Here is a 5,035-nt window from a genome sequence, read left to right as displayed (position 1 = left end):
CAGCCGCCGGATTTTTGCTGACAAAGGGAAATAATCGGATGTACGTTGCAGTTGGACTGTGATGAAAAAGCGAAAGAGTGTTTCCTATTTACAACTTGCGGTTTTTCCTAAACGCGGGTATGTGAAAGGCAGTTGCCGTCTCCAAGGCCTATGGCTGTGAGTGAGCCGGTAACGTGGCGGGCACACCGCGATTTACTGTTGTTGACGGTAATCGACGACACTAACAACGTTTGGGAGGCAGTATGAAATCGTTTCGTCTTCTTGCTCTTGCGGCCGCTCTTGTTCTGAGCTACGCCGTGGCCGCTGCGGCCGCTCCGGCTTGTAACAAGAAAATTGAGAGCTTCGACTTCGTAGTGGACTATTCTGGTTCCATGATGATGAAGAACGACAAGCTGAAGCAGGACAAGATTCTTGTGGCCAAAAATGTGCTCACGCGCATCAACGCCGCCATCCCCGCTCTGAGCTACAATGGTGGCTTGCACACCCTTTCGCCCAACGGCGCCATCATTGCCCAGGGTCCTTGGGATCGCGCCGCCATGGCCGCTGGCCTCAAGAAGCTGAGCAGCAACTTCGATATTTTTGGCCGCATGACCAGCATGGGTAACGGCCTGCAGGCGTATGAACCCTTCATCTCCAGCATGAAGCGCGACGCCGCCCTGATTCTCGTGACCGACGGCGACAACAACCGCGGTACCGACCTCGTGCAGGTTGTGAGCCAGATGTACGCCAGCCAGCGCAACCTGGTTGTGCATGTGATCTCCCTGGCCGACACCCCCAACGGTGAAGCCACCATCAAAAAGATCGGCGCCCTGAACTCCAACGCCGTTGTGGTGCGTGGTGAAGAACTGGCCACCAGCGATGCCGCTGTTGAACGCTTTGTGCTTTCCGTGTTCTGCAAGGACGAAGACGTCATCGTGCTGCGCGGCGTGCACTTCGCTTTCAATTCCTATGCTCTTGACGGCAAGGCCATGGGCATCCTGAACGAAGCCGCCACCCTGATCAAGAACAACCCCAACAAGCGCGTTGTTCTCTCCGGCTGGACCGACTTTGTGGGTTCCGATGCTTACAACATGAAGCTTTCGCAGGAACGCGCCAGCTCCGTGAAGAACTACCTCGTGAAGCAGGGCATCCCCTCCAGCCGCATGACCGCCATTGGCCGCGGCAAGTCCTTCAAGTATGACAACAAGACCGACGAAGGTCGCGCCATGAACCGGCGCACCGAAGTGTCCTTCGAGTAATCTCGGAGCGTCTTCGAGTCAGTCGAATTAAAGCAAAAGCCGGGTGGTGTATGCCGCCCGGCTTTTTATGAGGTGCATGGCACATGCGTAAGATTCTGGCACTCATTCTCACGTTGGGGTTGACCACTGGCGGTTGCGCCTGGTTTGGCGGCTCTTCTTCTACTGATGAAGAAATAAAGCCCGCTCAGCCGCAGGAACAGACCGCAGCCCCTGAACCGACCCCGGCCCCTGTTGCTCCTGCCAAGGACGCCAAGGGCAAGAAGGGTAAAACCAAGGCCGAGAAACCGGCTGAAGTTAAGCCCGTTGCCACAAAGAAAGGCGCGAAGACCGAAGCACAGGTCGCCGCCGAACTCACCATGGTGGGCAACAGGCTGGCTGCTCAGGCTGCCCGCACTGTGATGCCTTCCAAGTCTTCCAGGGAAGTGCGCCAGGACGGCAAGGATTACGTGGGGACCTACATTGATGTGGACTCTTCCAACGTGACCACAGAATTGCGCCCCAGCCCCACTGGTCAGTATGTCGGCTTTATCCGGTATCAGGAAAGAGTAATGGATTGCCGTGGCAAGACCCGGCAGGAAGCTATGTCTACCGCTTCTTGCGAACAGGTCAAGGCCCGCAACATCAACGAACTGATCCGTTTTGACGGTTCGACCTGGCAGTATTAGCAAAAGTAGTAACGCCGCTCTGGTTGCGCGCTGCCATAAGCTGCGTTCTGCCGGAGCGGATGTTCCACGCTCGGTGAGTCGCCGTTCGTGAAGAGATTTCAGCGGGGTTTCGGCCCCGCTTTTGCTTTTTCGAGGCATCAGGGAAAGCGAGCGGCGGTGACCACGGCACAGACAGCGTGGCCATCCGTGGCCCGGGCTGGCCCCTTGGCGATGCAATTGGGATAAAGGGGCTGAGTTGCCCTTGGCTGTGGTGGGTGCGGGAAGAGCCAGATCAGGCGGCATCGCCTTTCAGAAAGTCTTCCGGCAGATGATCGCGAATCCAGCGCGCGCACTGGGCCGGATTTTTACCCTCGGCGGGGCAACGCAGGGTTGCATAATATGTATACAGGGCCTTGCGCTCGTTAAAAATATCCTTGAGCTTTTCGCCGGGGTTCATGGCAATGCCGCGTTCGGGATTGCGTGCGATGCGTTCTTCAATCAGATGAAAGGGCACATCAATATAGACAACAGGCCCAAGCGCAGCCAGATGCCTCATGGCAGCCTCTCGGTAGATGACGCTGCCGCCTGTGGCAATGACTGTTCTGTTGGCCTTGATGGCGCAGATTACCTTGCCCTCGGTGTCCAGAAAGGCTGCCTTGCCCAATGTGTCGGTAATGTCTTGCAGGCGTGCGCCGTAGGCGGCTTCGATCAGGTGGTCGCTGTCAACAAAAGCCCATCCCAGCTCCTGCGCCAGGGCTGAACCCACAGTGGATTTCCCCGCTCCGGCCATGCCTATGAGGGTTATACAGGGAGCAGGCATTGCGGGGGCTGCTGTTAAATCCGGCTTGCTGGACATGCGGACTCCTGAATTGCTTGAATGGAAACGCATGGCCTCGATGCTGTCATGCGCGGTGAAAACGGAATTTCTGAAAGTAAATCGGTTAGTGGGAATGTGCCCAAGCCAGCGCTGCCTGTCAACGCCAGGCTTTGCCAACCAGCGGCTGATGGTGCGCAGGCGTTCTGCCTTCTCCCCCTTGCTGCGGGCTTCATTTTTCGCACAGGCTAAAGTTTTTTTGCTTCAGGGCCGATAAGCGAAGTAGAGGTGAGTTTTATGCGCAAGTCAGTTGGTATGCTATTGCTTGCTTTTTTGGCGTTTCCCCTTTGCCGCGTATCCGTAGCGATTGCAGTGGAGGCCGTCCCCCTGCCGCCTCAGGTTCCTGCACACACAGCCTCCGGGGCCACCAATCTTACCGATGTGTGGCTGCACAGCGGAGGCGGGAGGCTGTATTGGAACACACTGGTGACGCCCCGGCAGATTGCGCTGGAAGGGGCGCGGTTTGTGGATCCTGCGGCTGTGCCGGAGTTGGCCATGACTCCTCAGGCGGACAAAAAAGCGCCTGTACGCCAGGCAAAGCGCAAGGTCAAGGTTTCAAAGGCTGCCCCGCAGTCCGCCACATCTCCGGCACCCAAGGGGGTGGGCAAAACATCTCTTCCAGCGCCTGTCAGCAGCAGCGCCATCCCGCCGCTGAGCAACGCTGCTCCAGCGCAGGCCAAGTCTGGCGCTTCTGCCACTGGCCCGGCCAAAACGGCCAATGCTGTGCCAGCGCCGAGTTCTGCGCCCATGCCGTATTCGTCGGCAGCGGCATCGTCCGTGGGCAGTATTGGCGGTGCAGGCAGCGGGGCCATGCCGGATGTGGCGGCGCCACCGGCATTTTCAGCGGATGATGTGCTGCCGAGGGCCAACGCCCGGCCTTAAGGCCTTGAGATGTGGGGTATCCTGGTTCGGGCTGACAGTGCACGCGAACCATGTTTGCCGCACGAGCCGCCTGGGCCGCTTTGTAGTATCCGCTAAAAAAAATGCGCGGACGCGCCGTGATCAGATTTTTTTTTGAGCGTGGCACGGTTACTCTTGCGGCATGTTTGCAACAAGGGCATTGTAGTCGCGCGTCGTATGGGGAATCTGGCGCTTGACGGAGACCGTGCTGGCGTGTATGTAGCTTCTTCCATATATTTTAACGCCAGGGCAATGCTGCCCTTCCGCGCTTAAAAGCCGGGGGGTAGCCCCAAAACCGCTCAGGCCCGGCGTGCCGCATCGCTCCGGTGGTCGGCCCAAGGCCCTGCCGGAAATTTTTTAAGGAGTCTGCCATGAAAAGAACATATCAGCCGAGCAAAATCAGAAGGGCCCGCACTCACGGGTTCCGTACCCGCATGGCCACCCCCAGCGGGCGCGCCATCATCCGTCGTCGCCGCGCCAAGGGCCGTAAGGTTCTGAGCGCCTAGCGGGGCGGGCTTGCCCCGTTCTACATGGGTATTCCCATGAATCAGAATGGTCTGCCGCAGCACCTGCGGATACGCCGTAGGGCGGAATTCGTAGCGTGCTATGAGCGGGGCAGGCGTCTGCATACCGAGCATTTCCTTGTTTTTGTGCTGTCGGGCAATAGTCCCGGTCTAGCTGCGCGCACTGGCATGGCTGTTTCCCGTAAGGTAGGCAATGCTGTTGTGCGCAATCGCGTCAAAAGGCTGCTGAGGGAATTTTATCGCCTGCATCGCAGCGATTTGCCCAAAGAAGCTGACATCGTTACCGTTGCTAAAAAGCATGCCGGAGAGGCTGCGCTGGATTTGGCCAGCGTAGCCGCCGAGCTTTTGCCGCTGATGCGGCGCGTGGTTCGGCGCGAGCCGGGCCGTCCGGCATTGGATGGGCTGCCATGAGTCATTTGCTGCGTAATCTGTGCATATTACCCATACGCGTTTACCAGCTTTGCATCTCGCCAGTGCTTCCCCCCGCCTGTCGGTTTTATCCCACCTGTTCCGCCTATGCCGCAGAGGCCATCTTGACCCACGGCATATTCCGGGGCGGCTGGCTTGCGCTCAAGCGTCTTGCCCGCTGCCACCCCTGGGGCGGTTCAGGCTATGATCCTGTTCCACCACCAAGACGTCCCCGTGACGTCCCGCCACTGTCCCAGGAGTGAACGCCCTCATGCAAGACGGAAAAAATCTGATCATCGCCATTCTTTTGTGCCTCGTCGTTATTGTGGGCTGGAGTTACGTGTCCGAGTACATGGGCTGGGTCCGCAAGCCTGATCCGGCCATTGTTGCCCAGCAACAGCAGGCGCAGCAGCAGGCTGCCCAGCAGCAACAGGCCCAGCAGGCCGC

Annotated in this window: 7 protein-coding genes; 6 read left to right on the top strand and 1 reads right to left on the bottom strand. The window is 58.4% G+C overall.

Annotated features, from left to right (window positions below):
- The first annotated feature begins 242 nt into the window (after window positions 1-242).
- Both VEZ52_RS06130 and VEZ52_RS06125 read left to right on the top strand, forming a co-directional pair.
- Window positions 243-1,238: an OmpA family protein gene (locus VEZ52_RS06130; RefSeq protein WP_291443043.1), complete on the top strand. Its 996-nt coding sequence runs from the start codon at window positions 243-245 to the stop codon at window positions 1,236-1,238.
- Window positions 1,239-1,321: 83 nt separating this feature from the next.
- A complete protein-coding gene (locus VEZ52_RS06125) occupies window positions 1,322-1,903 on the top strand; it encodes a translation initiation factor 2 (RefSeq protein WP_324836040.1) in 582 nt (193 codons plus the stop codon).
- 271 nt (window positions 1,904-2,174) lie between these two features.
- Here VEZ52_RS06125 and thrB read toward each other — a convergent pair whose 3' ends face one another.
- Complete coding sequence (thrB, locus tag VEZ52_RS06120; protein ID WP_324836039.1) at window positions 2,175-2,738, bottom strand: homoserine kinase; 564 nt, start codon at window positions 2,736-2,738, stop codon at window positions 2,175-2,177.
- A 255-nt stretch (window positions 2,739-2,993) separates the two neighbouring features.
- Between thrB and VEZ52_RS06115 the strand changes: the two genes are divergently transcribed.
- From VEZ52_RS06115 to yidD, 4 genes are all read left to right on the top strand, one after another.
- Entirely contained in the window at window positions 2,994-3,638 is a 645-nt protein-coding gene (locus tag VEZ52_RS06115) for a hypothetical protein (RefSeq protein WP_324836038.1), read from the top strand.
- 389 nt (window positions 3,639-4,027) lie between these two features.
- Window positions 4,028-4,162, top strand: a complete 135-nt coding sequence (rpmH, locus tag VEZ52_RS06110; protein WP_022657771.1) for a 50S ribosomal protein L34 — start codon at window positions 4,028-4,030, stop codon at window positions 4,160-4,162.
- Window positions 4,163-4,198: 36 nt separating this feature from the next.
- Window positions 4,199-4,591, top strand: coding sequence for a ribonuclease P protein component (gene rnpA / locus VEZ52_RS06105; protein WP_022657772.1), 393 nt, complete (start codon window positions 4,199-4,201; stop codon window positions 4,589-4,591).
- On the top strand, window positions 4,588-4,851 hold the full coding sequence (yidD, locus tag VEZ52_RS06100; RefSeq protein WP_022657773.1) for a membrane protein insertion efficiency factor YidD: 264 nt from the start codon (window positions 4,588-4,590) through the stop codon (window positions 4,849-4,851). Before rnpA ends, yidD begins: the two co-directional genes overlap by 4 nt.
- Window positions 4,852-5,035 lie beyond the last annotated feature (184 nt).

This window comes from Desulfovibrio sp., assembly GCF_035644575.1.
In the GTDB taxonomy this organism is placed as follows: domain Bacteria; phylum Desulfobacterota; class Desulfovibrionia; order Desulfovibrionales; family Desulfovibrionaceae; genus Desulfovibrio.
This window is presented reverse-complemented; position numbering and strand designations above follow the sequence as displayed.

What these genes read in the sequence shown, in the direction of transcription:
- rpmH (WP_022657771.1), top strand. Translation starts at nt 4,028, where the DNA reads ATGAAAAGAACATATCAGCCGAGCAAAATCAGAAGGGCCCGCACTCAC.
- rnpA (WP_022657772.1), top strand. Translation starts at nt 4,199, where the DNA reads ATGAATCAGAATGGTCTGCCGCAGCACCTGCGGATACGCCGTAGGGCG.
- VEZ52_RS06115 (WP_324836038.1), top strand. Translation starts at nt 2,994, where the DNA reads ATGCGCAAGTCAGTTGGTATGCTATTGCTTGCTTTTTTGGCGTTTCCC.
- VEZ52_RS06125 (WP_324836040.1), top strand. Translation starts at nt 1,322, where the DNA reads ATGCGTAAGATTCTGGCACTCATTCTCACGTTGGGGTTGACCACTGGC.
- VEZ52_RS06130 (WP_291443043.1), top strand. Translation starts at nt 243, where the DNA reads ATGAAATCGTTTCGTCTTCTTGCTCTTGCGGCCGCTCTTGTTCTGAGC.
- thrB (WP_324836039.1), bottom strand. Translation starts at nt 2,738, where the DNA reads ATGTCCAGCAAGCCGGATTTAACAGCAGCCCCCGCAATGCCTGCTCCC.
- yidD (WP_022657773.1), top strand. Translation starts at nt 4,588, where the DNA reads ATGAGTCATTTGCTGCGTAATCTGTGCATATTACCCATACGCGTTTAC.